Origin of the sequence: Maritalea porphyrae, assembly GCF_027213965.1 — a bacterium.
GTDB lineage: Bacteria > Pseudomonadota > Alphaproteobacteria > Rhizobiales > Devosiaceae > Maritalea > Maritalea porphyrae_A.
In genome coordinates this window covers 162664-186057 of the sequence record NZ_JAPWGX010000003.1, presented here as the reverse complement: position 1 = coordinate 186057, position 23394 = coordinate 162664, and the positions used below count along the sequence as shown (strand labels likewise).

Sequence of the window (23394 nt, the reverse complement as noted above, 5' to 3'; positions counted from 1 at the left end):
TTATGCGCCCAAATAACGTTCGCGCAGGTGTGCTTTAAAAATACCAACATCCAACGGCTTGCCGGTGGCTTGAGTAATCAATTCAGGCGTTGAATGCAGTGAAGCCTTGTGGTGCACATTTTCGCGCAACCACTTAAAGACAGACCCAAAGTCGCCTTTTTGCACATCATCCGCCCATGTTGGCACTTGGGCTTTAAGCGTGTCAAACAGCTGCGCTGCAATCATCGCGCCAATGGTATAGGTTGGGAAATATCCAATTGCGCCGCTGGGCCAATGGATATCTTGCATGCAACCGTTGCCAACGCCATCCGGCACCACCCCAATCGACTTTTTCATCTCGTCGTTCCAAGCCGCTTCCATATCATTGATCTGCAAATCACCAGACAGAAGCGCTTTTTCAAGACGATATCGCAACATCACGTGGAGCGGATAAGTCACCTCATCTGCATCCACACGGATCAAACCCCGCTCAACCTTGAGCAAAGAGCGCTTGAAGTTTTCAGCTTCCCAAGTATCACCGCCAACACCAAAAGTATCGCGTACAACTGGCAGCGCGTACCTTAAAAACTCGTCTGTGCGGCAAAGCTGCATATCAAGGAACAGGGATTGGCTTTCGTGCATCGACATGCCTCGTGCTTGCCCAACGGGCTGGCCGCGCCATTGTTCTGGCAAACCAAGCTCATACATCGCATGGCCTGTTTCATGCAAAACCCCATAAAGGCTTTGGCTGAACGCATCATCATTGTAGCGTGTGGTCAGGCGCACATCGCCGGGCACCCCACCGCAAAATGGGTGCGCCGAAACATCAATCCGACCGTGATTAAAATCGAACCCCAAGGCCGTCATAAAAGTGCGACCCAACTTCTCTTGCGCCTCAGTTGAGGTTTTGCCTTCCAAAGGCTTAAACTGGCGATGAGTAGCTTGATGATCCAACGCTTCGTTTAAAAAGTCGGGCAGAAATGCCTGCAACTCTCCAAAATATTGGTCCACCTGCGCAGCGCTCATGCCTGGATCATATTCATCCAACATCGCATCATAAGGGTCCAACCCCAATGCTTCGGATTTAGCGACAGAGGCTTCGCGCACAAGTTTAAGAACAGGCTCGAAGGCTTTGGCAAAGGATTCAAAATCGTTCTTCGGCCTTGCGGCCTGCCAAACGTGAGTACAGTGAGATGTAGCTTTAGTGAGTGCGGCCACCAAATCGTTAGGCAACGCGTTGGCATGGCGGTAGCTGCGGTCCATTTCGCGCAAATTCGCCGCTTCCCAGCCTTCAAGCGGTTCAGCTTTTGCAGCCTCGAGCAAATCACTTAGACCAGCATCAGTTATTTTTTCGTGTGCAACGCCCGCAAGCGCTGCCAATTGTTCACCGCGAACCCCAGCCGCGCCATCTGGCATCATGGTTTCAGCATCCCAGCCCAACATGGCCGAAGCGCCACGAATGGCTGAAATCTGGTTAAAACGATCAACGAGCTGACGATATGCCGACATATTATCCAACATTTTTTGATGAGACTAAAACGGTGTGAAATTTGAATAGAGCTGTTTGGATTTCAACTGTCAAATGCCATTTCCCAAAAACTCGGATTTTCGCCTATTCTGCCGCCGCGGTCTCTCGTTGCTGGCGCAAACTGACCATTGTGATGGTCAGCCCGATCAAGGCACAAGCGGCAATAGAGCCAACCATCGGCAAAGCCGTGCCATCAAACAATGCACCCGAAACAGCCATGGCAATCGCAGCGGTTGTCATTTGCAATGTCCCCATCATGGCAGACGCCGTTCCTGCATTTCTGCCGTGATTTTCCAAAGCCAAAACCGCTGTCACTGGCACAACAAGTCCCAAAAAGCCGTATCCAACAAACAAGAACGTGGACATAACGGGCCAAGCGTTAAACCCGATAGCCATCACCACAAACATCAAAATCATTGTGCTGGCAAAACCAAACACACCAAAACGGATCAGCGGCAGCAAACCATAACGCTTCGACAATATGCCATTGAGCTGTGAAACAGCAAAAAACGACACGGCATTAATGGAAAACGCAAAACTATATTGGGTGGGGTTAAGGCCGTAGTGGTCGATAAACACAAAAGATGAGTTGGCCAAAAACACCATGAAGCTGGACATGCCGAATGCGCCCACAAATGTCATTGCTAGGAAGTGCTTATCTTTAAGCACATCCCAATAGCTTGCCATGATCGCCTTCACATTGCCTGACGTGCGGGCCGCTTCTGGGTGGCTTTCTTCCATAAAAAACAGCACCATGAGGAAACCAAGTACGCCAGCGATCGTCACCACCCAAAAAATCGTGCGCCAATCACCAAAGGCAACGATGCCGGACCCGACCAACGGCGCGAGAATGGGCGAAATGGAAAAAACCAGCATGAGCAAAGACATAAGTTGTGCAGCTTCGGCACCGGTGTGCAAATCACGCACAACGGCCCGTGCAATTACGCCACCGGCGCAAGCGCCAACCCCTTGGAAAAACCGCAGACCAATAAGCCAATTAATATCAGTCGCCAGCGCACAGCCAACGCCACACACTGCAAACAATATCATGCCGAAATAAAGGGGTTTCTTGCGGCCAAAAACATCTGAGATCGGCCCATAAATCAGCTGCCCAACGCCCAAGGCGATGAAAAACGACATCAAACTGGCTTGAACTGCAGCGGTATCTGCACCCAAATCTTGCCCAATTGCAGGCAAAGCAGGCAAATACATATCAATAGCAAAAGGGCCAATTGCTGTTATTAGGCCCAAAATCAGGGCGTTCTTGAGCATTCTCGAATTTATCATTGCGTCACCAATCGGCGCACCTAAACGGCGCTAGAGAAATCAAAACTGTTGGTAGGTGCTTTGCACCACTTCAATAGGACGGCGAGTAGATTGAGCCCGCAATGGTTTTTTATTGGTCCTAATGTACTTCTACCCGTATCTGATTTCATCCGTTTTGCAAACACAAAAAAAGGCCAGCAGAAGCTGGCCCTAAAGTTTTCCGTCAGGAAGAAATACCTAGTGAGCGATCAAAACCGGCACTTCGGCTTTGGTCAAAACATCGCGAGTTACCCCGCCAAGCACCCATTCGCGGAACCGCGAATGGCCGTAGCCACCAATTACAAACATATTGGCGTCAGTGCGTTCAATCTCATTCAACAGCGCTTCACCAGCATTGTCCCAGCCTGAAATATTGCGCAGTTCAACATTCACGCCGTGCCTGTCCAAGTGGCGGGCCATATCAGCGCCTGACTCAATCCGCAGTTCTTCATTTGAATCAGCTTCATGCACCATGGCCAATGTGACCTTTTTGGCTTTTTGCAAAAATGGAATGGCATCAGCAACGGCACGCGCTGTTTCGCGCGAATTGCGCCAGCCGACCACAATGTCAGATAGTGGCTCTTTTGCCGGAATGGCCGGAGGTACGAACAGGCAAGCGCGCCCAGAACTAAACAGGATTTTTTCCATCAATTCAGGTTGTTCCGAAAAATGTCCGTAAGGACGTGTCGCCACAAAAACATCGGCCACGCGGGCCTCGTCAGCGATCGCAGCGCCCATCTGCGCCCCCACCGTGTCTATGCGGCGCAACTCGCAACGCACATCAAGTTTGGAAAATGCTTCCTTTAACGCGGATTCAGCTTTGTCACCATATTCGTCGGCTTGTGCTTGCAACTCTGCGGCAACCTTGCCCACCGAAAACACGCCATCCCCGGCACTGATTACATCTGGGATCTCCACGCACAAAAGACCGGTTAAAACCGCTTCATGCTGCTCAGCGATCGGCACAGCGTAGGAAAGCCGAACCTCGTCTTCCTTGCTCCCGTCTAAATAAACCAAGATGTCTTTAATCATTTTGTCTCTCCACCAAAAGATAAACCCAAAGTGCCCGTCCGAGGTGATCATGCATTCTTCGCTAGATCCGCGCGTTGATCTCAATCAACATGTTAATTAGAGTTAAAATAAGGAGTGCGGCAATGGAAAAAGTAACAGGAATTGGCGGCGCATTTTTTCGGGCCAAAGACCCAAAGATGCTCGCTCAATGGTACGAGGACCACCTCGGCATCGACCAATTGCCTGAAGAATATGGTATTTTAGGTTGGCGCCCAAAAGGCGGCGCAACTGTTTTCATGCCGTTTGATAGTTCAATGAAGGACTTCAAGAACATCACCAACCAAGACTTCATGTTCAATTTTCGCGTGGCGAATATGGACGCGATGGTCAAACAATTACGCAACGCTGGCATTGAAGTGAACGTTGGTGAAAAGCCTGAGCCAAATGGCCGGTTTGCTTTGTTGGCCGATCCTGAGGGCAACGTTATTGAACTATGGGAACCCGCTGGTGTTGAAAAAGATGTCGAGGAAAAGTGAGCGCTACAGCAAAAAATAGACGGCCCGATTTGCTCTATGCTCAAATGGACAGCCCTTTGGGCACGATAATGGTTGCGGGCACCAACAGCCATTTGCTCTATTTGGATTTTCCCCTCAACGGGAAACCACCTGCCTCGCACCCCAGTTGGCAGCATGATCAACCGCGTTTTGCCAGTGCGATCATGCAACTCAATGAGTATTTTGCGGGCGAACGAACAGTTTTTGATTTGAACATTCAACTTGAGGGCAGCGCCTTCAACAAATCCGTTTGGACCGCCCTCACCCAAATCCCATTTGGCGATGTGATCACCTATGGCGAATTAGCAGGACGCATTGGGCAACCTGAAGGGGCGCAAGCTGTGGGCAATGCAAACGGGCAAAACCCACTGCCCATAATTGTTCCGTGTCACCGGGTGATCGCCGCCAAAAACAATATTGGCGGCTTTACGGGAGGCGTCGAAAAGAAACAGTTTTTGCTTCAGCTCGAAAAAGCAAAAAACGTCCAGTTCAACCTATTCTGATAATTCTTTGCCCAGAGCCTTTTGATATTGGCGCACCGCTTCTGCAAAGCCCATCAACAAAGCATCAGCTGTTATGCCGTGACCAATGGACACTTCGGCCACATTTGGCACCTGTGCCAAAAATGCCGGCAAATTCTCAAGCGTTAGGTCATGCCCTGCATTGATCACCAAACCGGCAGCACTTGCTGCTTGTGACGTCACTTGCATGCGCTGCAAGTGATGGTCACCTTCCGGCGTACCAAAAGTACCACCAAATGGCCCGGTGTAAATTTCAACGCGATCGGCACCAATTTCTGCTGCATCAGGTGGAATGTTGGGGTCTTCATCAATGAACAAAGACACGCGGATACCCGCCTGCTTCATCTGGCGAATAGGATCAGCCAAGATATTGTGCGAGCCTTTAACATCCCAACCATGGTCCGAAGTGGCTTGGTTTGGATCGTCGGGCACAAAGGTTACTTGATGTGGCTTATTCTCTAAAACCAGATCAATCAGACCATTATCGGGATAGCCTTCAATGTTGAACTCTTTATCTGGATATTCGTCGCGCACCAGCGCCGCCAAATCATAAACATCTGAGCGTCGAATATGACGTTCGTCTGGCCGCGGATGCACGGTGATACCATCAGCGCCCGCGTCTAGGACCACCCGCGCCATGCCCACAACGCTGGGCCAAGGTAGGTCGCGTTGATTGCGCAACAGCGCCACTTTATTCAAATTTACAGAGAGTGCGGTCATCTGATCTCCCCACACTTACAAGGAATGATTATTCAAAGGGTTATGCGAATTTGCCTCAACTGGCAACCACACAACACGTAAAGTAAGACGAAGGGATGACAAATAATCGCCACTAAGCCATAAGAAGCGGACCTACCCACCAGCACGACCAAAACACATAAAGCGAGATATTTGTGAGCTACCCCAAGATCCTTTTGATGCGCCACGGCGAAACCGAATGGAACGTGTTAGGTCGCACGCAAGGCGTTCTAAACTCTCCGCTCACAGCAAATGGCCGCGCACAAGCCGAACAATTGGGCCGCATTCTATTTCGAGAAATTGGCTCTGCATCTGGCTTTGACCAATATGTCAGTCCATTAGGGCGCACGCTTGAGACTGCTGAGGGGATCAAAAAGCACTTTGATTTGGCCCCGAAAGAAGACGATCGCATCCAAGAAATCAATTTGGGCAAAATCGGCGGCATGACGCGATTTGAAGTTGAAAACGAAATGCCCGAGCAACTCGAGGGTAAAAAGGGATATGAGTGGTACTATGGCGCACCCGGTGGCGAAACCTTTGAACAAGTCTATGCCCGTTCAATATCTTGGCTCAACAGCCTAAAGGGCCCAACCATTGCCGTATCCCACGGCCAAGTCGGCAAAGTCATCCGCGGTATCTATTGCGGCTTTAGCAAAGCGCAAATGCTCGACCTTGGTGAACCCCAAGGGGTCGTGCATGTGCTCGAAAATGGGTACGAAACTTTGCTAAGAATCTAAGCGTTGCTCAACCTGCAGAGGAATCAAAATCCATATGCGACTTCTCGATGTCGCTCGCATGTAAGGCGGTCCAATCAACTAGTACTTTGATCGGGTGAAGCAGGGTTTCTCCACGCTCCGTCAACCGATATTCAACCGCTGGCGGACGTGTATCGTAGACTTTGCGATGTACTAAACCATCACGTTCCAAAGATCGCAACGTCACAGTCAGCATGCGTTGCGAAATACCGTCAACCGAGCGTAGCAAGGCCCGGAATCGAACCGGCCCAGCGCCCAACCGCAGAACAACCAAAACCGTCCACTTGTCGCCGATACGATCCAACGTATTGCGAACAGCGCATGGCACTTTATATCCAGCCTTTTCCCAAGCTTGATACTCAAGGCAAATACTGGGCATTTGTACAATATCGTCCGCCATAGGGTTACCTTTTAGTGCCTACCAAATCTCAAAGTGCCTTCTTTCGCACCTTCCAATTATGCATATATATAACAGTTCTAAATCGTAACCAACGTACAAAGTGGAACTAGTATGACTTACAAAGTCGCTGTCTTTAATGCCAATTCTTCCCAAGCCGGACCTGTCGTCACCCAAGCTCTTGATCGGGGCTATTCGGTTCGAGCAATTGTGAGAAAATTACCACCCAAAGACGAAAGCGTTTCCAATCAAAATCTGGAACATTGCAACGCAGATTTGCTGAATAAGCAACAAGTCGTCGACGCCCTGACAGGAGTTGATGCAGCGTTCTTGCACTTTCCTGTGCCAATGGATTTTTCTCATCCTGAGATTTGGCTTTCAAACTTTATTGAAGCCGCCCATAAAACCAAATTGCCGCTTCTGGTGTTTTCAACTTCAGGACCAGCGGGCGACAGCTTTGCACCAACACCAATGATTGATGGCAACACCGCCATAATGTCTACGCTGCAGGCAAGCGGCTTAAATGTCGTTTATTTGCTGCCGACCGTCTATTTGGAAAACCTGTTCGTGCCGCCTTTTGTGCCGCGCTTACACAGCGAAGGTGTGCTGAACTATCCCCCTATACCGGCGGACCAAAAAATCGCGCTGGTTTCGCATTTAGATCAAGCAACTATTGCAGCAGCAGCGCTTGAACGCCCTGACCTTGCTGGGCAGGTGTTCAAAATTGCCTCGCCGAACCCCATGACAGGGCCCGAACTTGCAAAGGAACTTGAGCAATGGGTCGGCAGAAAAGTCGAGTTTGCGCCGCAGAACCCAGACGAGTTTGGTGCTTATATCGGCAAGGTCTTAGGCAGTGAAGTCGCGGGCCAAGGGTTAGGTGGACTTTATAAATCCATCATTGCGGGTGGTGATGCAGTCGCTTCTATTGACATTGAGAGTCTTGAGAGAACTCTTGGCGTCAAGCTAACCAGCATTGCCGATCACATTGCAAGCTGGCCAAAACCATAAAAAAAAGGCTGCGCCAAAACCTCGGCGCAGCCAACGATAATTCAAACGCGAATACGCCTACATACCTTCCTTGCCCCGCGAAATCGCGGTGAGACCCGTACGAACCACTTCAACAAGCCCAAGCGGCTGCATCAAAGAGATGAACTGCTCTACCTTGTTTGGCCGACCAGTAATCTCAAACACAAAACTATCGATTGATGCATCGACAACGTTCGCCCGGAACGCTTCTGCCAACCGCAGAGTCTCAACGCGGTTTTCACCTTTGCCCGCAACCTTAACCAGTGCCAACTCGCGCTCAAGCGCTTTGCCTTCAGCGGTCAAATCATGCACCCGATGCACAGGCACCAAACGTTCCAACTGCAATTTGATTTGCAGCAAAACTTTTGGGGTGGCAACGGTCACGATAGTAATGCGCGACCGATGGCGATCATGTTCAGTTTCTGAAACTGTGAGGCTGTCAATATTGAAGCCTCGCGCAGAGAAAAGCCCCACGACACGGGCAAGGACACCCGGCTCGTTGTCGACAAGTACAGTCAATGTGTGACGCTCAACCAGCTGGTTGCGTTCTAAATCCCAACTTGGTTTAAACAAGGACCTTCCCCTTTTCATCAATGATGTTGCCGATATCTGCCGTGTCCGGCAAAATCATCTCATGGTGTGCCTTGCCCGATGGGATCATCGGCAAGCAATTTTCGTCTTTGGTCACGCAGCAATCAAACAGAACCGGTTTGTCGCTATTGATCATTTCCAAAATTTTGTCGTCCAATTCGGCCGGGTCTTCACATCGAATACCGTGCGCGCCAAACGCTTCTGCCATCTTCACAAAGTCTGGCAAGCTTTCAGAATAAGAACTTGAATAGCGACCGCCGTGCAGCAATTCTTGCCACTGACGCACCATACCCATGCGTTCATTGTTCAAAATGAAGACTTTAATCGGCAAACCATATTGAACCGCCGTCGACATTTCTTGCATGGTCATTTGCACGCTGGCTTCGCCAGCAATATCGATCACCAAAGCATCACGATGCGCTGCTTGCACACCAACCGCTGCGGGCAACCCATAACCCATAGTGCCCAATCCACCAGATGTCATCCACCGGTTCGGCTCATTGAAATGGAAGTGCTGCGCGGCCCACATTTGGTGCTGACCAACTTCGGTCGTGATGTAAACATCACGTTCTTTGGTCAATTCATAAAGGCGTTCAATCGCATATTGTGGCTTAATAACCTTTTCGGATTTCGCGTACTGCAAAGATTTCACATCACGCCATTCCCCGATTTGTTTCCACCAACCAGACAATGCTTCTGTACGTGGTTGGTTTGTACGTGATCGCCAAATCCGAACCATTTCTTCCAACACAAACCCGCAGTCGCCAACAATCGGCAAATCAACCGCAATGTTTTTGTTGATGGATGAAGGATCAATATCGATATGGATTTTCTTTGAGTTTGGCGAAAACCCATCAATGCGGCCTGTAATACGATCGTCAAATCGCGCACCAACACAGATCATCAAGTCGCAGTCATGCATTGCCATGTTGGCTTCATACGTGCCGTGCATGCCAAGCATGCCCAACCATTGGTCAGACGACGCTGGAAAGGCGCCTAATCCCATCAATGTTGACGTCACTGGAAAACCAGTTAGTTCCGCAATTTCGCGCAGCTCCACTGATGCCTCAGGGCCAGAGTTGATTACCCCGCCACCTGTATAAAGGATCGGCTTTTCAGCCTTCAACATCAAATCAACCGCCATCTTGATGGCTTCCAAATCGCCTTCAGTTTGCGGCTTGTATGTTGGATGTGAACCATTGTTTGGCTTGGCATAACTTCCAAGCGCAAACTGAACATCTTTTGGAATGTCGATGACAACAGGGCCCGGGCGGCCACTTGTGGCCACATAGAATGCCTCATGCAGAACCCGAGGCAAATCTTCCACTGACTTCACCAAGTAATTGTGTTTCGTGCAATTCCGGGTGATGCCAACTGTATCACACTCCTGAAATGCATCAGAACCGATCAACGGTGTGGGCACCTGCCCTGTGATACATACCATGGGAATTGAATCAAGAAGCGCATCTGCTAGGCCGGTAACCGCGTTGGTTGCCCCCGGGCCTGATGTCACAAGAACCACGCCACATTTTCCAGTTGAGCGCGCATATCCTTCTGCCATGTGTGTTGCACCTTGTTCGTGCCGCACCAGAATATGCTCGACTTTGTCCTGCTGGAAAATTGCGTCGTAAATCGGCAAAACAGCGCCGCCGGGATAGCCGAAAATGTGTTCGACGTCCTGATCGACTAACGCTTGAATGACCATTTCTGCACCGGTCATTTGCTGAGCCATCGTTCTATCTTCTCCTCAGTTGCCGTACCCAAGAGTACCTTAGATACGTTTTAGTCATAAAAAAAGGCCCCGCTTGGGACCTAGACATGCACCGACACTCGCAAACCTCCTCAGATGTTTGCGCCGCCGGTGCAGGTAATAACGAGTACGAGAACGGTCCGCATGGGACTCCCTTACATAAATTGCTTGTTGGGCAACATTGGTAAGGGCCAGAAATTTATCGGTCAAGCCCCAATTTACCCCAAATCCGTTCGGCACGACGTTTTTACTTGACTGGTCCAACCAAATTTGAAAGCAAAGATGACAAAAGCAACATTCTCCCCCTGTGGACCAAATGGTCCAAAATCACCGGAACACTATATGACTTTGAATAAACTTGCTGCTGTCACAAGCTATATTGACGACAACTTTGATCACTCTGTTGATCGCCTAATCGAATGGCTCAAGATACCTTCCGTCAGCACAGATTCTCAATTTGACGCAGAGGTGTTACGCGCAGCCAATTGGATGGCCGACCAACTGGCCGCGCTTGGGTTCGAAATCAAGCTGATTGAAACAGCGGGACACCCGGTTCTTTACGCAGAACGCAATTCCAAAACGGTGGATGCGCCAACCACCCTTTATTATGGTCACTACGACGTGCAACCGGGCGACCCATTCGAGTTGTGGGAAACCGCACCATTTGAGCCTGTCATCAAAGACAGCAAATATGGCAAAAAGCTTGTCGCTCGTGGCGCACAAGACGATAAGGGCCAAGTGATGACTTTCATCGAAGCCTTTCGTGCCTGGATTGAGATCGCTGGCGATTTGCCCTGCAACGTCAAAATCATGCTTGAGGGCGAAGAAGAAACAGGCAGCCCAAGTCTCGCTGGCTTTCTTGAGGCGAATAAAGACCTCTTAAAGGCTGATCTGTGCGTCGTGTGCGACACGGGCATGTGGGACATTGATACCCCAGCCATTACCTATTCGTTGCGCGGCCTGCTCGACGCAGAAATCAGCATCACAGGCCCGACGCGCGACCTGCATTCAGGCATGTACGGTGGCACTGTGGTCAATCCGCTGCACGCCATCTCCTCAATCGTCGCGCAATTGCATGATGAAAACGGCAAAGTCCAAATCAGAGACTTCTACGAGGGCGTACCAACCCTCACCCAAGAAGAACGCGCCGAGCTTGCAGCGCTCAAGCACGATGATGCTGGTTTCTTCGGCGAAATTGGCCTGTCGGGTCCAGCGGGCGAGCCTGAGTTTACAGCGCTTGAAAAACTTTGGGCGCGACCAACCTGCGACGTTAACGGCATGTGGGGCGGCTATATTGGCGAAGGCCACAAAACGGTCATCGCCTCAAAAGCCAGCCTTAAACTGTCTTGCCGTCTGGTCGGCAACCAAGACCCGCACGCCATTTTGAAAAACTTGGAGGCGTTCTTTAAAGAGCGCTTGCCAAAAGATTTCACGATGACCCTGAAAAACCACGGCACAGGTGTAGCCGTTAAGCTGCCTGTTGATAGCCCCTACCTAAAAGCGGCAAAAGCAGGTCTGGATCATGAGTTTGACAACCCGACCAAACTGACCGGCATGGGCGGCTCAATCCCAGCTGTTGGCCAAATCAAAGAAACATTGGGTCTGGACAGCGTGATGGTTGGTTTTGGCCTGTCCGACGACAATATCCACTCGCCAAACGAAAAATACGAGCTGACATGCTTACAACGCGGCATTCGCTCACATGCTGCCATTTTAGCCAAGATCGCTGAGGTAAAATGAGCGACCTCTCTGCATCCGAAAAGCGCGTAGACAAAGTTCTGCGCGCCTCAGGCTCTAAGGCAGAAATCGTGCAGCTTGAAGAGCTAGCCCACACGGCTCTTCAAGCAGCCGACGCTCTCGGCGTTGATGTGGCGCAGATCGTTAAATCCCTCGTGTTTAGGGGCGCAGAGACGAACAAAGCTTATCTGCTGCTGGTTTCAGGTGCCAACCGCGTCCACGAACGTCGGGTGGGCAGGCAATTAGGCGAAAAACTTGGACGGGCCGATGCCGACTTTGTGCGCACCCACACAGGGTTCGCAATCGGCGGTGTTTCACCACTCGGCGCAGTGGGCAATGTCAACATCTACATCGACCAAACTCTTTTAGATTTGGGCAAAATTTGGGCCGCAGCTGGTCACCCTCGCTCTGTATTCCCAACCACCGCCGATGAATTGATATCCATTACCGGCGCAATCCCAATTGATGTGCGCTAAGACGCTGCCACAACCGACTTTGGCCTGATCAACAAGATTGCCACCGCGCACACCATACCAATACCAAAGACAGTGGGCCAAATCATTTCAATGCCCCACTTATCGATAAACAATCCGCTCAACAGCGGGCTCATGCCATAACCAGCGCCAATGAGCAGATTGAGCGTGCCGGACATCCGACCGCGAAAGTTCTTAGGACTTTCATTGGCAATGTGGGCTTGCGAATTGGTTGCTGACATCACCTCACCGAAGGTGAAGACTGCGATCGACATGGACAAGAGCATAAAACTGTTCGTGCTGCCCAAAAGACTAAATCCAATACCATAACAAACCGCCGCAATTGCGATGTTGAAATATGTTGAATACCGTCCAGATAAGCCCGCAACAAATGGTGTAAAAACCACCACCATCAAAGCGTTGACCATCCACAATTGTCCAAATATGGCGGGCCCGTCTGCCCCAAAGGTTGCGTCCAAATGGATTGGCACGCTAAACGCCATCTGCCCATAGATAAGGTTTAAGAAATAACCCACAAGCGCAAACAACAATAGGCGTGGGCGCGACAGCAATAAGGACCACATGCCGCCTTCATGCGCTTTTTCGGCCTCTCGCTCCGGGCTTTCTGTTTCTGTTTGCTCTGGCTTTTCGTGCGGCAACAAAAACAAGATCAACACCATCGCACAAAACGTGGTGAAGGCGTCGCCCCAAAACATCAATTGGAAGTGGTTGTTGAACAACAATCCAGCCACCGCAGGGCCAATAGCAAAACCAAGGTTCCAGCCGAAATAGGACGTGCCAAAAACCATTTGCCTGTTTTCTGGTGTTGAGTAATCAGCCTGCCAAGCCTGCATCACCGGGCTCACCATCCCGTTCATAAAAGCTATGGCAAACAAAAAATAGATCAGCTCAAACTGATTGGCATAAAAGCCCGCACAAGCCGTTGCCAAAATCTCCAAACAAATGGCACCAATATAAACCGTCTTGCGTCCAATTCGATCGGTCAGCCAGCCGCCCAAAATGGTGGCGGGCACATAGGCGACGAAAACAATATTGACGTAGAACGCAGCCTCAAGTGTCGACATGCCCAATTTCTTGGTCAGCATCAATGTAAGGAACGGCATCACAAATGCGCCAGCCGCAATTACAAAGTTCGATACTCCAAAAATATAGGCGATCCGCGGCAAGCGCCGCCACTTATCAATAAAAGAATGCATTGAAATGTTCCGAAAGATTACGCAACCCAAATAGCTGCATTAGACAAAGTGCGAACCAAAATAGGTCTTTATGCCAAAGGGTCAACCCACTGCCAGTCCGTCATGCGATTGCGAAACCACGTGCGTTGACGCTTGGCATATTGTTGCGTGGCGATAATTGATTTCTCCCTCGCCTCGTCCAGTGTCATATCGCCGCGCAAATAGGCAGAAATTTCCGGCACCCCAATGGCACGCATGGCGGGCAATGTGGGATCAAGGCCTAGGGCTGTGATCGCCTCAACTTCTTCAATCGCACCTGCTTGCATCATCAAACCAAAACGCTTTGCAATCCGGTTGCGCAAAATATCGCGTTCGGGATTGAGCACAATTTTCTCAAGTTCAAAGCCCTCAAGAATTGAAGGTTCATTTGGCTCGTCTTGCCAATGCGCTAACGATTTGTTTGTAGCTTCCATGACAGATATGGCCCGCGCAACGCGCTGCGGATCAGGCGCTTGCAAGCGCTTCGCCATTGCGGGGTCTTTTTGAGCCAACAATTTGGCCCGCTGATCTGCATCTAGCGGTTGAATCATCTCTTCAACTTGTTGAATCACTTCTTGAGGTACGTCGGGTATCTGCGCGAATCCATTTATCAACGCATCAAAGTAAAGCCCTGTGCCACCAACAAAAATAAGCTTCTCGTAGTTAGCACCCTCGCCTTGAATCAATGCTTGAACATCACGCAGCCACGCCCCGGTTGAAAACCGCGTCACCGGTGGCACATAGCCATACATACGGTGCGCCGCTTGCGCCATTTCTTGTGCATTTGGGCGCGCAGAAATGACATTGAGCACATCATAGACCTGCATTGAATCAGTATTGATGATCAGCGATTTCTCTTCCGCCGAACGCTCAATCGCCATCGCTGTCTTGCCGCTTGCGGTAGGACCCGCTATCAACAATGCGCGTTGCGCCATTTTACGTATCCTTTAAAGGAATGACATGTCGATTCTTGTGCTTACAACTAACCCGGCAAACCCGAAATTAGACGAAGAATTGGTTCGCGCCATACATGCTGAAATTGGCGGCACCGTCAACTGGCTGCACCAATCTATCGCGATTGAATTCATCAATCCAAAAGCTGCAGCATCGTTGCAAATTGCAAGAGACATCATTGGTGACACCAAGGTCGATGCCAATTTGGTGCCGGTCCTAAACCGGCGCAAAAAACTTCTGATCGCTGATATGGATTCAACCATGATCAACGAAGAGTGCATTGATGAGTTGGGCGCAGCGCTTGGCATCAAAGAGCAAATTGCAGAGATCACCGAACGTGCCATGCGCGGCGAATTGGACTTTGAAGAAGCGCTTGATGCACGTGTTGGCTTGCTCAAAGGCCTGCCGCTTGATCAGGTCAAAGAAGTCCGCCGCGAACGCATTTCCTATGCGGCTGGTGGCCGAGTGCTGATCCAAACCATGAAAACCCACGGCGCATATACAGCGCTCGTCTCCGGCGGCTTCACGCTGTTTGCAGATTATTTCGGCAAACGCATTGGCTTTGATGAAGCAACGGCAAACGTACTTGAATTCAACGACGACCGTTTAACTGGAACGGTTGCGCGCCCAATTGTCGACAAAGACACGAAATTGGCAAAATTGCAGCAGCTCGCCGCCGAACAAAACCTGTCGCTAGATGACACCATGGCAGTTGGCGATGGGGCCAATGATTTGATGATGATCAGGGCCGCTGGCATGGGTGTTGCCATCCACGCCAAACCAATTGTTGCCGCTGAGGCACAATATCAATTCAATCACTCGGATCTAAGTGGTTTGCTGTATTTACAAGGTTATGAGGAAGCCGATTTAGTGCGGCAATGATTGAAACTGAACGCCTTATCCTGCGGCCATTTGTAGATGCCGATACCGACACATTCGCCAGCTTCACCGCGGACCCTGAGGTCATGCGCTTTTATCCCGATGTGCAAACACGCCAAGAAGCCGAATTGTGGCTAAGCCGTTGCGCCGAACGGTTCGCAAAACACGGTTTCCACATGATGGCGGTTGAGCGCAAATCCGATGGTGCCCTTTTGGGCCTAGCAGGCTGTGGCCGCATCCCTTATGACGTCCCTGGGCCAAGCGATGTTGAAGCGGGCTGGTTGTTCGGCAAACAATATTGGGGAAAAGGCTATGCCACAGAAGCCGCAAGCGCCGCGATCGCCCATACATTCACCAACTTTGATGTGCCAGAAATCGTTGCCATCACCTATCGTAACAATTGGCCCTCGCGCAAAGTGATGGAAAAGCTGGGCTTCATCCACAACCCTTTGCGCGACTTTGAGCACCCTCAATTGCCACGGGACAGCAAAGTGCTGCCCCATGTTCTCTATTCTTTGAGAAAGCCAATCTAGTTACTTGTTGAGCCGCACGGCAACGAAGCGACGTGAACCCGTTGGGTCCGCCAACTTGAGCAAAATCACTTCGCGTCCCGTTTCAGCCGCCGTGCCAACAATTGTCTCCACATCTTTGACCGAAAAGACCGTCTGTTGATTAACTTCAACCACCGTATGGCCAATCCGAATGCCCTTGTCGTCGGCATCAGACCCTGGCTCGACCTCGGTCACCACGACGCCGTCTATGCGGCCAGAAATAGCAAACTGCGCGCGCAGCTCGTCGCTCAAAACCGAAACTGTAAGCCCCAGCAAGGAATCCGCATTGGCCGGAATTTCTTCCGGTGGCAAATCCTCAATTTCTGCGAACAGATCAACCGGTTCCAATCGACCAAGCGTAATGTTCAATTTGACATCTTTTCCACGCCGCAGCACGCCAACCACAACCTCTTTGCCAACGGCTGTCTCCGCTACAATCCGCGGCAGGTCACGCATCTTGGTCACAGGCCTGCCATCAAAGGTCAAAATCAGATCGCCTTCTTCAACAACCCCTTCACTAGGAGAACCGGGCACAACGGTTGAAACCAATGCACCCGCATTGTCGGGTCGCCCAAGGCTAGAGGCAATATCATCGTTTACGTCTTGTATTTCAACGCCTAACCAGCCCCGTCGCGTTTCACCAAACTCGATCAATTGATTGATCACCGGTTTGGCAAGATTGATCGGGATTGAAAACCCAATACCTAATGACCCGCCAGATTGGGAGATGATTGCCGTATTAATGCCAACAACTTCACCATCCATATTGAACAATGGGCCGCCAGAGTTACCCTGATTGATCGCCGCATCTGTCTGGATGAAATTATCATAAGGTCCGGAACGAATATCCCTATTGCGCGCAGATACAATGCCCGCGCTCAAGCTGCCACCCAATCCAAACGGATTGCCGATCGCAACCACCCAATCACCCACCAGTGCCTTATCGGAATCGCCCATTTCGACAAAATTGAGTTTGCGCCCAACATCCACGCGCAACACCGCCAGATCCGTCTTCTCGTCAGCACCAATCACCTTGGCTTCAACGCGCGTTCCATCGGTGAAGGCGACAAAAATCTCGGTTGCGCCTTCAATCACGTGAAAGTTGGTTACAATGACCCCATCCGGGTCGATTACAAAACCAGAACCAAGCGAACGGCTTTCAATCGGCTCTTCAGATTCAAGGGGTTGCTTGGGTTGCAATTTGTCGAAAAACTCGCGCAATGGCGAGCTTTCTGGCACGTTGGGAAATGGAAAACCGCGCCCGTTTGAGCTGATCAGGTGGGTGGTAGAAATATTGACCACAGCACCTTGCAATTCAGCCGCGAGTGGCGCGAATGAAACGGGGCCACGGGCAAATGTGGCCATCGCACTCGCCAGCACCAAAACCAGCGCCAGCGAAATGCGCAAACACGAACACATCGATGCTTTCAAAATCGGCATAAAACCCTCCCTAACAGCACCGCAGCAGCAAGGGTTCTTGCGACCCTTTTATCCTTGGCGGAGCCAAAATAGCACAATAAGCCCAATAATTGCAGTTGTAAGCCCGATCACACGAATTTGCGCGTCAGGCGATTGCAGGATTGTTGCAATCGTTTTCTTCATAAAAACAGGAAAGGCTGCATAAAGCAGCCCTTCCAAAACCATCGCCAATGCGAGTGCTACAAATAAATCTTGCATCACTGCCCTGTAGACGTCTTTTTCGTATCAGATTGGAAATACTGGAAGAATTCCGAATCTGGTGACAGAACCATAGTCGTGCCATCGCTCTGTAGCGCTTCACGATATGACTGCATTGAGCGGTAGAATTCAAAGAATTCAGCGTCTTTGCCATAGGCTTGGGCAAAAATATTGTTTCGCTCACCTTCGCCTTCACCGCGAAGAATGTCAGCATCACGTTGTGCGGTCGCCACAAGTTCAACGGCTTGACGGTTAGCTTGCGCCCGAAGGGTTTGGGCCAACTCTTGACCACGTGCGCGCAAACGCGCCGCTTCTGCCAAACGTTCCGCTTTCATCCGGTCATAGGTTTGTTGCGATACTTGTGCGGTCAAATCAGTTCGCGTCACACGAACGTCAACAACAGCCAGGCCAATAGTAGCCAAAGCAGGCTCCACTTGGTCGCGCACTTCACGCATCATCTCAGAGCGTTGCTCAGAAAGAGCCGCGTTAAAGTCACGCAAACCGTAAACGTCACGAAGGGCGTTTTCTAGCGCAGTGTCAACACGATCTTCAGCGGTTGAAATTCGACCAAATACAGATTCACGGAAGCGAACCGGATCAACAATCTTGTAGGTCAAAAAGGCATCAACAACATAGAACTTGCCGCCCTTAACCTGAACACGCAAATCGTCAAGTTCGTAACGAATTACTCGATCGTCGATTATTTGAACAGTTTCAACAAAGTCTGTTGGAATTTTGAAATTTAGGCCCGGCTCTTTTTCAACCCGAACGATTTCACCAAAGCGCAATACAATTGCTTGCTGGCGTTCAGTCAACACAAAGATTGACGACATGAACACATAGAAACCAGCAACAATGATTACGGCGAGAATTGCTAAACGATTATTCATGATTAGTTCCCCGCATTCGAGTTAGAGCGCGCATTGATTTCTGGCAGCGGCAGGTATGGGACAACACCTGAACCAGCACCGCTTTCAATGATCACTTTTTCTGAACTGCCGAGCACAGTTTCCATTGTTTCAAGGAACAAACGCTTGCGCGTCACTTCAGGAGCTTTTGCATATTCGTTATAAACCGAAACGAACCGAGCAGCTTCACCTTCTGCTTGCTTAACGATTTGATCTTTATAAGCTGCAGCTTCTTCACGAAGTTGCGCCGCTTGACCGCGTGCCTGGCCCAAACGAGTGTTTGAATATTGGCGCGCTTCTTCTTGGAAACGATCTTCATCCTGTTCAGCACGTTGAACTTCGTCAAATGCATCAGCCACTTCAGTCGGGGGCGCCGCGTCTTCGATTGAAACACGAATAACGTTGATGCCAGTACCATAGCTATCAAGAATGGTTTGCGTGATCGTGCTTACTTCCAAAGCGATTTCCGCACGTTTGTCGCGGAACACGTCTTGTGCAGGCCGACGACCAACCACTTCACGCATCGCGCTTTCAGAAGCGGCCCGAAGCGTACCTTCTGGGTCTTGCACATTGAAAAGATAATCAGACGGATCACCAACGCGCCATAGAACGGAGAAGGCAACATCAACGATGTTTTGATCGCCAGTCAGCATCAAGCCTTCAGCGCTTTGCGAAGACCGAATGCCACGCACCGAACCAATACGAGTTTGGTTTTGCGTTGTATTGACCTTTTCAACCGTCTCAATTGGCCAGAAATGGAAGTGAAGACCTGATTGGGAAAATTCAGCCTTTGGCTTACCGAAAAGCAACTCAACGCCAACTTCTTGCGCTTCAACTGTGTAAACAGCCTGAGAGAACCAGACACCGATCAAAACAACAATAATGCCCAGAATGCCCCATCGGCCACCCGGCACACCACCTTTGAATTGATCGCGCCCTTGCGAAAGAATATCCTCAAGCTTTGGAGGCCCATTAGGACGTCGAGGTCCACCACCACCGCCACCGCCGGGAGATTGGCCCCACGGGCCGCCATTATTATTTTCGTTCCAAGGCATTGGAAACCCTTCGATTAATTTAAACTGTAGTTGTTATATAGGAAAACCGCGCGTTTGGATCAATGTGAACGCGAATTTTATCTTTTTTCGTAAACCGAAATCTCATATTGAGCCGTATCTTTTTCGTGCGGCTCAACTTTGGGCTTTTCAACACAGGCCCAACCATCGTCAATTTGAGGAAAAACAACATCTCCCTCAGGCTCAGCATCAATATGCGTTATATATAGTCGGTCCGCAATCGGCATGGCCAATTTATAAATCTCGCCGCCCCCGATCACCATCACTTCATCTACGCCATCAGCAACAGCAATAGCTTTTGCATGTTCAATTGCTGCATCAAAATCATTGATCACAATGACCCCGTCCGGCTGATAACCCGTTTGACGCGTAACGAGAATATTGGTTCGGCCGGGCAAAGGCTTACCCACGGTCTCAAACTGTTTGCGGCCCATCACCATGGGCTTTCCCATGGTTTGCGCTTTAAAGAATTTGAAATCTGACGGCAAATACCACGGCATTGAGCCATTTGCACCAATAACGTGATTTTTGGGCACTGCAGCAATCAGCGAAATTTTAGGTTCAATCATGGTCATTCTTGTCCAAATACACGAACCATTTTTCGCGTAACTCTTTTTCTAAATCGATATTGTTGTTTTGGGCAAAAAGCAGCAGATGAGCCAATACATCCGCACATTCGGCCCCCAGATCATCCCTAATTTGGGGGATAGTTTTGCCCTTGGTTCGCCCGCGTCCTGTCAGCCGCAAATATTCAGCGTTTAGTTCGCCAACTTCTTCAACCAATTTCAGCGCATACCAATCATCGTCGCGCCGGATATCACAGCGCTTCGCATATCTATCGCTGACCAATGCCACCTTTTTTGACAGCGCATCGATGGGAACCCCGCTCATACGGCAATCGGCGCTTTGATCGAAGGATGCGCTTCATATCCATCAAAAGAGAAATCCTCGAACTGGAAATCAAAAATCGATGTGCGTTCCTTGTTCATCAAAAGCGTTGGCAACGGTTTTGGCGAACGGCTAAGCTGCAGCCGCGCTTGTTCAAAATGATTGTGATAAATATGCGCATCGCCAAACGTGTGCACAAATTCGCCAACTTCAAGCCCTGTCACCTGTGCCACCATGTGGGTGAGCAACGCATAAGAAGCGATATTAAATGGCACACCCAAAAAGATGTCCGCTGATCGTTGATAAAGTTGGCAGGACAATTTGCCATCCGCCACAAAGAATTGAAACAAACAATGGCACGGCGGCAGGGCCATATGTTCTATTTCGGCCGGGTTCCACGCGCTTACAATGTGCCGACGTGAATTTGGATTTTCTTTGATCCCCTCGATCAGCCGTTCAATCTGATCAATGGTTTCCCCATCACCAGCCGGCCAAGACCGCCATTGCGATCCGTAAACAGGACCAAGATCACCGTTCTCGTCTGCCCACTCATCCCAAATGCGAACGCCATTTTCTTTGAGATAGGCAATGTTTGTTTCGCCCATCAAAAACCACAACAGCTCGTGAATAATCGACTTGAGGTGAAGCTTTTTGGTGGTGAGCAGCGGAAAACCTTTTTGCAGGTCAAACCGCATTTGATAGCCAAACACGCCGCGCGTGCCCGTGCCCGTGCGATCGCCCCGATCAACACCATTTTCCAAAACGTGACTGAGTAAATTCAAATAGGTCTGCATGAAAGCGACATTAGATGATTCTCAAACCACCGTTGAGTCTTTCCATGATCGACCTACCACTCCGTGACATTTGGCCAAGTCTCAAGCAATTTGGGAAAATTCGTATTCGCCTTTTCAATATGTCCCGGAATATCTTGCTGCCAAATGGACCGCACAGATTTGGAGAAATTGAGGTAAAGCTTGCCCTCATAGATTGTCCAGGCTTCAGGATCGCCCTTTGCCAACGCCCCTTTAGAAGCAGCATATGCACAATAGCCACCATATTGCGGTGCATATTGGCTTGGCGCTGCAAGAAATGCATCAAGATTCTCTTGGCTCGCAAAGCGCCACTCGGCATTCTCGTAGTTGGTCACAAAAGCGCCATCGCCCAGCTTTGCCTCCCCTGCCGAAAAATAAGCAACCGCATCATATCCGCCAATGGCAACACCAGGAAGCAGGCCGGTAAAAAACTTTTCGGCAGAAAACGCTTGGTTTGAGAACAAAATCAAACTGGTTGCCGCAACAGCAGTTGAAATAAAAGCACGTCGATCCATTGACCAATCTCCTATGTCGATCTTCCCCATATTAGCAGGACAAGAACAGCAGTGATCTCAACTGTGCATCACAAATCCGCGAAGAAAAACGGCGCCCTCAGGGCGCCGCGCAATTGCTTTTGTTCGCAAAACGTTTTTTACGAGAATACGGACAATTTGCCTGCTTTTTTGGCGCACAGATAGTAAAACGTCAGACGTTCTTTCATACGATCTGCTTTCATATCCTCAACAACTTCAGCAATAATGGCGTCAAGTTTGTCGTCGCTATCTTTCATGCCGAGTTTCTTTTTCAAGAAATTCTCGCGCACTGTTTTCAACTCTTTCTCATCACTCGCTGCAACAAATGCACTGTCGCGCTTGCTCAGCACCAGACGATACGTCTTAGCCATTTTGTCCACAATTGCCGCATCGGCCTTTGCATCATATTTCTGAATTTCTTCCAAGTGCTTGCTCATCGCCACACTACTCCCTCAAATTTGCCGCCAATGGCCAGATTTATATGGCCCCACCACCCAGACGATTCCACAACAAAATCGGCAAGTAAAGTCATTTAGATGCAAGCTGTGGATTGCATTTTTAGGAATCGCGCCTATATTGAAGGTGCTGGAAACAGCTACGGCGATAAATCGCGATCGTAATAAACCATTCGGACCCGGGGGCGGTACCCGGCGCCTCCACCAAAACATCTGATGCTCTGCTAAAGCACGGATTTTGGGGGCGAAATAGGATCGACGAGGGTGTAAAGGGTTTGCTTTCGCTCGGCATGGTACCACCGCATCGGGCCATTATGATAGTTGCAAATGACAACTTCGCTGAGGCACGTTTGGCTGCGTAATGCGGTTCGACACCTCGAATTGAAGCCCTATACTCCTAGCAGGGTATAGGCGGGGTTCGCAGGTACCTGGCAACAGAAACCTGCACTCAATATTTACTGCATCCCCAGTTTCAGGTACCTATCCGCTTGCAATTGCAACAAATTTAGGGCTGATATGGTCTTGAATTGGATTCGATAAAAAATAGGGAAAAGCGATGTCCGAAGACCTCATTCGCTACGACGTTTTAGCACAAGAAGCACTGCGCGGCGTGGTCCGCAAAGTTCTTACTGAGGTTGGAAAAACCGGGCTCCCCGGCGAACATCACTTCTTCATCTCATTTGTTACAACGGCACCAGGCGTGCGCATTTCAGAAAAATTGCTTAAGCAATATGAAAATGAAATGACCATTGTTTTGCAGAATCAATATTGGGATCTCAAAATCAACGACACCGGTTTTGAAGTTGGATTGTCGTTTGACGGACAGCCTGAACTGCTTGTTGTTCCCTATTCTGCGATTAAAGGCTTCTTTGATCCTTCTGTTCAATTTGGCTTACAATTTGACGTTATGGATGAAAATGGTGACGTCACCGCCCCTATCGAAGAAGCTGATGATAGCGACGACGAAGACGACGTCAATCAAGCCAAAGCAAAATCTGGCGATGATGACGACGAAACAGAAAACGTCGTTAGCCTCGATTCGTTCCGCAAAAAGCCTTAGATCA

27 protein-coding genes and 1 other RNA gene are annotated in these 23394 nt (G+C 49.9%); 10 read left to right on the top strand and 18 right to left on the bottom strand.

The features are described from left to right. From O4H47_RS09710 to O4H47_RS09700, 3 genes are all read right to left on the bottom strand, one after another. Positions 1 to 1488 carry a carboxypeptidase M32 gene (locus tag O4H47_RS09710; RefSeq protein WP_269393784.1) on the bottom strand — a complete coding sequence of 496 codons (1488 nt, stop codon included), beginning with the start codon at positions 1486 to 1488 and terminating at the stop codon, positions 1 to 3. Between the two features lie 103 nt (positions 1489 to 1591). Further along, positions 1592 to 2791, bottom strand: coding sequence for a multidrug effflux MFS transporter (locus O4H47_RS09705; RefSeq protein WP_419719624.1), 1200 nt, complete (start codon positions 2789 to 2791; stop codon positions 1592 to 1594). Between the two features lie 219 nt (positions 2792 to 3010). After that, the gene (locus tag O4H47_RS09700; protein ID WP_269393782.1) at positions 3011 to 3844 is read right to left on the bottom strand and encodes a universal stress protein; all 834 of its coding nucleotides are present in this window, start codon (positions 3842 to 3844) and stop codon (positions 3011 to 3013) included. 122 nt (positions 3845 to 3966) lie between these two features. On the opposite strand from O4H47_RS09700, the gene O4H47_RS09695 reads away from it, so the two are divergent. Together O4H47_RS09695 and O4H47_RS09690 are read left to right on the top strand one after the other, a co-directional pair. After that, a complete protein-coding gene (locus tag O4H47_RS09695) occupies positions 3967 to 4359 on the top strand; it encodes a VOC family protein (protein WP_269393781.1) in 393 nt (130 codons plus the stop codon). After that, positions 4356 to 4880: a methylated-DNA--[protein]-cysteine S-methyltransferase gene (locus O4H47_RS09690; RefSeq protein WP_269393780.1), complete on the top strand. Its 525-nt coding sequence runs from the start codon at positions 4356 to 4358 to the stop codon at positions 4878 to 4880. The genes O4H47_RS09695 and O4H47_RS09690 overlap by 4 nt, the downstream gene beginning before the upstream one ends. Here the strand turns inward: O4H47_RS09690 and O4H47_RS09685 are convergent. After that, entirely contained in the window at positions 4872 to 5618 is a 747-nt protein-coding gene (locus tag O4H47_RS09685; RefSeq protein WP_269393779.1) for a pyridoxine 5'-phosphate synthase, read from the bottom strand. The genes O4H47_RS09690 and O4H47_RS09685 overlap by 9 nt on opposite strands. 173 nt (positions 5619 to 5791) lie before the next feature. Between O4H47_RS09685 and O4H47_RS09680 the strand changes: the two genes are divergently transcribed. Further along, on the top strand, positions 5792 to 6373 hold the full coding sequence (locus O4H47_RS09680) for a histidine phosphatase family protein (protein ID WP_269393778.1): 582 nt from the start codon (positions 5792 to 5794) through the stop codon (positions 6371 to 6373). Between the two features lie 7 nt (positions 6374 to 6380). Here the strand turns inward: O4H47_RS09680 and O4H47_RS09675 are convergent, their stop codons facing one another. Beyond that, positions 6381 to 6791, bottom strand: coding sequence for a winged helix-turn-helix transcriptional regulator (locus O4H47_RS09675; RefSeq protein ID WP_269393777.1), 411 nt, complete (start codon positions 6789 to 6791; stop codon positions 6381 to 6383). 111 nt (positions 6792 to 6902) lie between these two features. Here O4H47_RS09675 and O4H47_RS09670 point away from each other — a divergent pair, with 111 nt between their 5' ends. Then, positions 6903 to 7796, top strand: coding sequence for an SDR family oxidoreductase (locus O4H47_RS09670; protein WP_269393776.1), 894 nt, complete (start codon positions 6903 to 6905; stop codon positions 7794 to 7796). Positions 7797 to 7853: 57 nt separating this feature from the next. Here the strand turns inward: O4H47_RS09670 and ilvN are convergent, their stop codons facing one another. Beyond that, positions 7854 to 8405 (bottom strand): acetolactate synthase small subunit, encoded by a 552-nt coding sequence (gene ilvN, locus O4H47_RS09665; RefSeq protein ID WP_419719610.1) that lies wholly within the window; start codon positions 8403 to 8405, stop codon positions 7854 to 7856. Further along, a complete protein-coding gene (locus O4H47_RS09660; RefSeq protein WP_269393774.1) occupies positions 8380 to 10137 on the bottom strand; it encodes an acetolactate synthase 3 large subunit in 1758 nt (585 codons plus the stop codon). Before O4H47_RS09660 ends, ilvN begins: the two co-directional genes overlap by 26 nt. Before the next feature lie 366 nt (positions 10138 to 10503). Here O4H47_RS09660 and O4H47_RS09655 point away from each other — a divergent pair, with 366 nt between their 5' ends. Beyond that, positions 10504 to 11895 carry a dipeptidase gene (locus tag O4H47_RS09655; protein WP_419719623.1) on the top strand — a complete coding sequence of 464 codons (1392 nt, stop codon included), beginning with the start codon at positions 10504 to 10506 and terminating at the stop codon, positions 11893 to 11895. Further along, the gene (locus tag O4H47_RS09650; RefSeq protein ID WP_269393772.1) at positions 11892 to 12368 is read left to right on the top strand and encodes a YbaK/EbsC family protein; all 477 of its coding nucleotides are present in this window, start codon (positions 11892 to 11894) and stop codon (positions 12366 to 12368) included. The genes O4H47_RS09655 and O4H47_RS09650 overlap by 4 nt, the downstream gene beginning before the upstream one ends. Here the strand turns inward: O4H47_RS09650 and O4H47_RS09645 are convergent. Continuing rightward, positions 12365 to 13582, bottom strand: a complete 1218-nt coding sequence (locus O4H47_RS09645; RefSeq protein ID WP_269393771.1) for an MFS transporter — start codon at positions 13580 to 13582, stop codon at positions 12365 to 12367. The genes O4H47_RS09650 and O4H47_RS09645 overlap by 4 nt on opposite strands. Before the next feature lie 68 nt (positions 13583 to 13650). Then, positions 13651 to 14535: a tRNA (adenosine(37)-N6)-dimethylallyltransferase MiaA gene (gene miaA / locus O4H47_RS09640; protein WP_269393770.1), complete on the bottom strand. Its 885-nt coding sequence runs from the start codon at positions 14533 to 14535 to the stop codon at positions 13651 to 13653. Between the two features lie 25 nt (positions 14536 to 14560). Here miaA and serB point away from each other — a divergent pair, with 25 nt between their 5' ends. Together serB and O4H47_RS09630 are read left to right on the top strand one after the other, a co-directional pair. Then, positions 14561 to 15436, top strand: a complete 876-nt coding sequence (serB, locus tag O4H47_RS09635; protein ID WP_269393769.1) for a phosphoserine phosphatase SerB — start codon at positions 14561 to 14563, stop codon at positions 15434 to 15436. Continuing rightward, positions 15433 to 15966, top strand: a complete 534-nt coding sequence (locus tag O4H47_RS09630; RefSeq protein ID WP_269393768.1) for a GNAT family N-acetyltransferase — start codon at positions 15433 to 15435, stop codon at positions 15964 to 15966. The genes serB and O4H47_RS09630 overlap by 4 nt, the downstream gene beginning before the upstream one ends. Here the strand turns inward: O4H47_RS09630 and O4H47_RS09625 are convergent, their stop codons facing one another. The 9 genes from O4H47_RS09625 to O4H47_RS09585 form a co-directional block, all read right to left on the bottom strand. Continuing rightward, a complete protein-coding gene (locus O4H47_RS09625; protein WP_269393767.1) occupies positions 15967 to 17424 on the bottom strand; it encodes a Do family serine endopeptidase in 1458 nt (485 codons plus the stop codon). A gap of 48 nt (positions 17425 to 17472) precedes the next feature. Beyond that, on the bottom strand, positions 17473 to 17661 hold the full coding sequence (locus O4H47_RS09620) for a DUF2065 domain-containing protein (protein ID WP_269393766.1): 189 nt from the start codon (positions 17659 to 17661) through the stop codon (positions 17473 to 17475). Then, positions 17661 to 18551, bottom strand: coding sequence for a protease modulator HflC (gene hflC, locus O4H47_RS09615; protein WP_269393765.1), 891 nt, complete (start codon positions 18549 to 18551; stop codon positions 17661 to 17663). Before hflC ends, O4H47_RS09620 begins: the two co-directional genes overlap by 1 nt. A gap of 2 nt (positions 18552 to 18553) precedes the next feature. Next, positions 18554 to 19624 (bottom strand): FtsH protease activity modulator HflK, encoded by a 1071-nt coding sequence (gene hflK / locus O4H47_RS09610; protein WP_269393764.1) that lies wholly within the window; start codon positions 19622 to 19624, stop codon positions 18554 to 18556. 77 nt (positions 19625 to 19701) lie between these two features. Continuing rightward, positions 19702 to 20211, bottom strand: a complete 510-nt coding sequence (locus O4H47_RS09605) for a dihydrofolate reductase (RefSeq protein WP_269393763.1) — start codon at positions 20209 to 20211, stop codon at positions 19702 to 19704. Then, on the bottom strand, positions 20204 to 20533 hold the full coding sequence (locus O4H47_RS09600; protein ID WP_269393762.1) for a phosphoribosyl-ATP pyrophosphohydrolase: 330 nt from the start codon (positions 20531 to 20533) through the stop codon (positions 20204 to 20206). Before O4H47_RS09600 ends, O4H47_RS09605 begins: the two co-directional genes overlap by 8 nt. Further along, the gene (locus O4H47_RS09595) at positions 20530 to 21324 is read right to left on the bottom strand and encodes a thymidylate synthase (RefSeq protein ID WP_269393761.1); all 795 of its coding nucleotides are present in this window, start codon (positions 21322 to 21324) and stop codon (positions 20530 to 20532) included. The genes O4H47_RS09600 and O4H47_RS09595 overlap by 4 nt, the downstream gene beginning before the upstream one ends. Before the next feature lie 53 nt (positions 21325 to 21377). Next, positions 21378 to 21857, bottom strand: coding sequence for a YHS domain-containing (seleno)protein (locus O4H47_RS09590; RefSeq protein WP_269393760.1), 480 nt, complete (start codon positions 21855 to 21857; stop codon positions 21378 to 21380). A 137-nt stretch (positions 21858 to 21994) separates the two neighbouring features. Further along, positions 21995 to 22312 carry a DUF2853 family protein gene (locus O4H47_RS09585; protein ID WP_269393759.1) on the bottom strand — a complete coding sequence of 106 codons (318 nt, stop codon included), beginning with the start codon at positions 22310 to 22312 and terminating at the stop codon, positions 21995 to 21997. A 109-nt stretch (positions 22313 to 22421) separates the two neighbouring features. Between O4H47_RS09585 and ssrA the strand changes: the two genes are divergently transcribed. Then, positions 22422 to 22779: a transfer-messenger RNA gene (gene ssrA, locus O4H47_RS09580) on the top strand. A 107-nt stretch (positions 22780 to 22886) separates the two neighbouring features. Then, positions 22887 to 23390 (top strand): SspB family protein, encoded by a 504-nt coding sequence (locus tag O4H47_RS09575; RefSeq protein ID WP_269393758.1) that lies wholly within the window; start codon positions 22887 to 22889, stop codon positions 23388 to 23390. Positions 23391 to 23394 lie beyond the last annotated feature (4 nt).